At 70.6% G+C, this 3,469-nt stretch carries 3 protein-coding genes; 1 reads left to right on the top strand and 2 read right to left on the bottom strand.

Features of this window, described 5'->3' with window-relative positions; translation table 11 throughout:
* Nucleotides 1-61: 61 nt before the first annotated feature.
* Both ACFU7Z_RS37760 and ACFU7Z_RS37755 read right to left on the bottom strand, forming a co-directional pair.
* On the bottom strand, nt 62-1,615 hold the full coding sequence (locus tag ACFU7Z_RS37760) for an MDR family MFS transporter (RefSeq protein WP_049658083.1): 1,554 nt from the start codon (nt 1,613-1,615) through the stop codon (nt 62-64).
* Between the two features lie 153 nt (nt 1,616-1,768).
* Nucleotides 1,769-2,218 (bottom strand): MarR family winged helix-turn-helix transcriptional regulator, encoded by a 450-nt coding sequence (locus tag ACFU7Z_RS37755; RefSeq protein ID WP_234348623.1) that lies wholly within the window; start codon nt 2,216-2,218, stop codon nt 1,769-1,771.
* A 126-nt stretch (nt 2,219-2,344) separates the two neighbouring features.
* Here ACFU7Z_RS37755 and ACFU7Z_RS37750 point away from each other — a divergent pair, with 126 nt between their 5' ends.
* On the top strand, nt 2,345-3,385 hold the full coding sequence (locus ACFU7Z_RS37750; RefSeq protein ID WP_074001430.1) for an ABC transporter permease: 1,041 nt from the start codon (nt 2,345-2,347) through the stop codon (nt 3,383-3,385).
* Nucleotides 3,386-3,469: the final 84 nt, after the last annotated feature.

Below are 3,469 nucleotides of genomic sequence, written 5' to 3'. Positions count from 1 at the left end.
GTGTCTCCACACTCCCCGGCCCGTTCGCGCATCCCTGCCCGCGGTCGGTCCCGCCGGCCGGTCAGCCCTCCTGGGTGGTCCTCAGCACGGTCTCCCGGATGAAGAGGACGGTGACGAAGGCCAGCGCCGCGAACGGGGCGGCCCACAGGAAGACGGTGCCGACGCCGTGGCCGAAGGCGTCCGTCACCAGCGGCACGATCGGGGCCGGCAGCTTGGCCAGGTCCGGGATGCCGCCGCCGGTCGCCGCGGGCGAGGCCGGGACGTGCGCCGCGGCCAGGTTCTCGGCCAGGTAGTGGCCGACCTTGTTGGTCATCAGCGCGCCGAGCGCGGAGACGCCCATCGCGCCGCCCATGGTGCGGAAGAAGGTGACCACCGAGCTGGCCGCGCCGAGCTCGTGCCGGGGCACCGTGTTCTGCACCGCGAGCACCAGGTTCTGGCTGGTCAGGCCGAGGCCGACGCCGGTGATCGCCATGTAGAGGGAGAGCAGCGCGTAGTTCGTGTCGGCCCGGGCGGTGCCCAGCAGGCCGAAGCCGATGGCGAGCAGCGCGGTGCCGGAGACCAGGTAGGCCTTCCACTTGCCGTACTTGGTGATCAGCCGGCCGGCCACCGCGGAGGAGACCGCCAGGCCGAGGATCATCGGCAGGGTCATCAGGCCGGCCATGGTCGGGGACTTGGCGCGGGCCAGCTGGAAGTACTGGCTGAGGAAGGTGGTCGCGCCGTACATCCCGACGCCGACCAGCACGCTGGCGATGGCGGCCAGGGTGACGGTGCGGTACTTGAAGAGGCTCGGCGGGATGATCGGCTCGGCGGCGCGGCGCTCGATCACGACGGCCAGGACGCCCAGCACCAGGCCGCCGCCGACCATGGCCGCGGTCTGCCAGGACAGCCAGGCGTAGTTCTTGCCGGCCAGGGTGATCCAGATCATCAGCAGGCTGACCGAGGCGGTGATGACCAGCGCGCCCAGGTAGTCGATCTTCGCCTTGCGCTTGACCAGCGGCAGCTTGAGGGTGCGCTGCACCACCAGGATCGCGACCAGCGCGAACGGGATGCCGACGTAGAAGCACCAGCGCCAGCCCAGCCAGGAGGTGTCCACGATGACGCCGCCGATCAGCGGCCCGCCGATGGTGGCGAGCGCGAAGACCGCGCCGAAGTAGCCGCTGTACCGGCCGCGCTCGCGCGGCGGGACCATCGCGGCCAGGCAGATCTGGCCGAGCGCCACGACACCGCCGGCGCCGACGCCCTGGAGCGCGCGGCAGGCGATCAGCTCGCCGGTGTTCTGCGAGAGGCCGGCCAGCGCCGAGGTGCCGATGTAGATCAGCAGGGCGATCTGGAGCAGCAGCTTCTTGCTGACGAGGTCGGAGAGCTTGCCCCAGATCGGGGTGGAGGCGGTGAGGGTGAGCAGGGCCGCGGTGATCACCCAGGTGTACGCGGACTGGCCGCCGTGCAGGTCGGCCAGGATGTGCGGCAGGGCGTTGGAGACGACGGTCGAGGAGAGCACGGCCACGAACAGGCCGAGCAGCAGGCCGGAGAGCGCCTCCATCACCTGCCGGTGCGTCATCTGGGGACTGTCGGCCGCGGCGGCGGTTCCGCTCGCGGCCTCGGTGGTCACGGTCATCTGGGTCCTTCGGCGGGCGGGCGGGATGCGCGGATCATGAAATTTCGTTGCCGTAAGCAACCATAAAACGAGATGGTTGAATAAGGCAACTTTCTTCAAGGGCAAGTAAAACCCGCAGCTACGGGCCCTGTCGCACCGCCGGGGACCGCCCGGTCAGTCGGCCGCCGACTCCCCCAGCACGTCGTTGAAGCGGTGCAGCAGCTCCGCGAAACGGGTCACATCCTCCGGCGACCAGCCGCCCATCACCTCGCGCACCCGCCGCATCCGGACGCCCTGCGCGGCCAGGTAGCGCCGCCGCCCGTCCTCGGTGAGCGAGACCAGCGCGGCCCGGCGGTCCAGCGGGTCCGTCTCCCGGGCCACCAGGCCCAGCTCCTCCAGCGTCCGGACCTGCCGGCTCACCGTCGCCTTGCCGACCGAGAAGTGCGCGCCGACGTCGGTCACCCGCACCGGCCCGGCCTGCTCGATGTAGCCGAGCAGGCTGTACGCCATCCCCTCCAGCCCGGGGTGCACCCGCCGTGAGAGTTCCGCCACTCTGGCCCGGCCCCGTCGGAACATCAGCGCGACCTCGCGCTCCACCGCCACCAGGGATTCCTCGTCACTCACCGCGCCAGTATCGCGCAGCGACGCCGGCGGCGGCCCGGCGCGGCCGGTGCGACAAGCCAACTACTTCATGGTATGAAGTATCGGTTCTGGAAGTACCGTTTTTCCCCATTACACGAGGAGATGTGGATGGCAGCCCCGGGGCAGGGTTTCATCGCCGAACTGAAGAGCGCGGTCACCCCGCGCGCGGCACTGCTCGTGATCGGCGTGCTGCTGCTCCAGCTCGGCTTCATCACCTCCTACATCGGGGCACTGCACAAGCCCGCCCCGCAGAACCTCTCCATCGCGGTGGTCGCCCCGCCGCAGGTCGCCCCCAAGCTGGTCGGCGCGCTGGAGTCGGTGCCGAACGACGCCGTCCGCGCCAGCACCGCGCCGGACGCCGAGACGGCGACCCAGCTGATCAAGGACCAGAAGCTCTACGCCGCACTGGTCGTGGACCCGACCTCCACCCAGGACACCCTGCTGGTCGGCAGCGCCCGCGGCACCTCCGCCGCCAAGGCCGCCGAGTCCATCACCACCGCGATCGACCAGTCCCAGGGCCGTACGGTCAAGGTCCACGACGTGGTGCCGCTCGCCAAGGGCGACACCAACGGCCTCTCCGCCTTCTACCTGGTGATCGGCTGGTGCGTCGGCGGCTACCTGGTCGCCTCGATCCTGGGCATCAGCGCGGGCTCCAAGCCGGCCAACACCCACCGCCTGCTGATCCGCCTCGGCGTCCTCGCGGTGTACTCGGTCGGCGCCGGCGTCCTCGGTACGGTGATCGCCGGTCCGGTGCTGGACGCCCTGCCGGGCTCGGTCCTCGGACTGAGCGCCATCGGCGCCCTGGTGGTGTTCACGGTCGGCGCGTTCACCATGGCGCTGCAGTGCCTGTTCGACATCCTCGGGATCGGCGTCGCGGTGCTGATCTTCGTGGTGCTCGGCAACCCGAGCGCGGGCGGGGTCTACCCGGCGCCGATGACGCCGCCGTTCTGGCGGGCGATCGGCTCCTGGATCCCGAACGGCGCCGGTACCACCGCCACCAAGTCGGTCGCCTACTTCGGCTCCACCAACCTGGGGCTGCCGATCCTGGTCATGGTGGTCTGGGCGCTGATCGGCATCGGCGTCGCCCTGCTGGCCGTGCTGCGCGGCCCGCGCTCCGGCGGCCGCGAACTGGCCGCCACCGAGAGCTGAGCGTCAGCTGGGTACACAGTGACACGATGCGTGGCACGGGGTACGTACCGCGCCAGCACACCGAAATGGGGATGAGGGGACAAT

Source organism: Kitasatospora sp. NPDC057518 (assembly GCF_042802075.1).
Lineage (GTDB): Bacteria > Actinomycetota > Actinomycetes > Streptomycetales > Streptomycetaceae > Kitasatospora.
Note: the sequence above shows the minus strand (reverse complement) of the source record. Positions and strands in the feature narration are given on the sequence as shown.

Excerpts from the sequence above, each read along its gene's own strand:
- ACFU7Z_RS37760 (WP_049658083.1), bottom strand. The coding sequence starts at position 1,615 with ATGACCGTGACCACCGAGGCCGCGAGCGGAACCGCCGCCGCGGCCGAC.
- ACFU7Z_RS37750 (WP_074001430.1), top strand. The coding sequence starts at position 2,345 with ATGGCAGCCCCGGGGCAGGGTTTCATCGCCGAACTGAAGAGCGCGGTC.